The 891-nt window shown below is 59.4% G+C and carries 1 protein-coding gene; it reads right to left on the reverse strand.

Annotated features, from left to right (window positions below; translation table 11 throughout):
• On the reverse strand, window positions 1–882 hold an 882-nt coding region (locus tag Q5Y75_RS28355; RefSeq protein WP_306203653.1), incomplete at its 3' end, for an AMP-binding protein.
• Window positions 883–891 lie beyond the last annotated feature (9 nt).

An 891-nucleotide genomic window follows, 5' to 3' on the forward strand; every position in this document is an offset into this window, starting at 1 on the left:
GGGCAAAGATGCTGCTCTTCGAGATCCTCCAAATCCACTAGGAACGGTGGTGTCGCGATGATTCTTTGGAACCAGATAGGCTACCAGCTTTGTTTCGCCGGGTTGCTTAGTGGATTGGGCTATCACCGCGCAGTCAGTAATATCATCAAAGCCGCTCAGCGCCGCTTCGATTTCTCCGAGTTCGACACGCATGCCGCGGATTTTGATCTGCGCGTCGGCACGGCCTAGAAAGTCCAGCGTCCCATCCGGCCGCCAGCGCGCCAGATCACCTGTCCGGTAAAGCCGCGCGCCCGGGGTTTCGGCAAACGGGTCGGCCACGAAATGCGCGGCGGTGAGGCCCGGCTGACCGATATAGCCGCGCGACACCTGATCACCGCCGATCAAAAGTTCACCTTCGACACCGATCGGCAAGGGCTCCATGCAACGGTCCACAATATAGACCCTCACATTGCCGATAGGACTACCGATCGGAATGGCGTTGTGAGTTGCTTCGGGCCGAACCTGATGCGCAGTTGCGCAAACTGCCGCCTCTGCGGGACCGTAGGCATTTACGACTGTCCGCCCGATCGCGAGCTTCCGGGTCGCATCAGCGATGGCGGGAGCGCCCGCTGTCACCACAAGTCGCGGATGCTCAGAATCACCACCTAGCGGCGAACCAACAAGCTGCGGCGGCAAAGTGATCGCATCAACTTGCTCTTCCCGCAAAAAATCAGCCAGTTCCGTCGTGTCTCGGCGGGTGCTTTCGGGCACGACAACAAGCGCGAGACCCAGACGCAGTGCCATCAGTATCTCCGATATCGAAGCGTCAAAACTGATGGAAGCGAACCAACCAATTTGTCGCGCCCCGACTCCTGACAGCCAAGTGCATTGCGCGTTGGCCAAGCGGCAAGC

It is taken from the genome of Ruegeria discodermiae, from assembly GCF_030758345.1.
Taxonomy (GTDB): domain Bacteria; phylum Pseudomonadota; class Alphaproteobacteria; order Rhodobacterales; family Rhodobacteraceae; genus Ruegeria_C.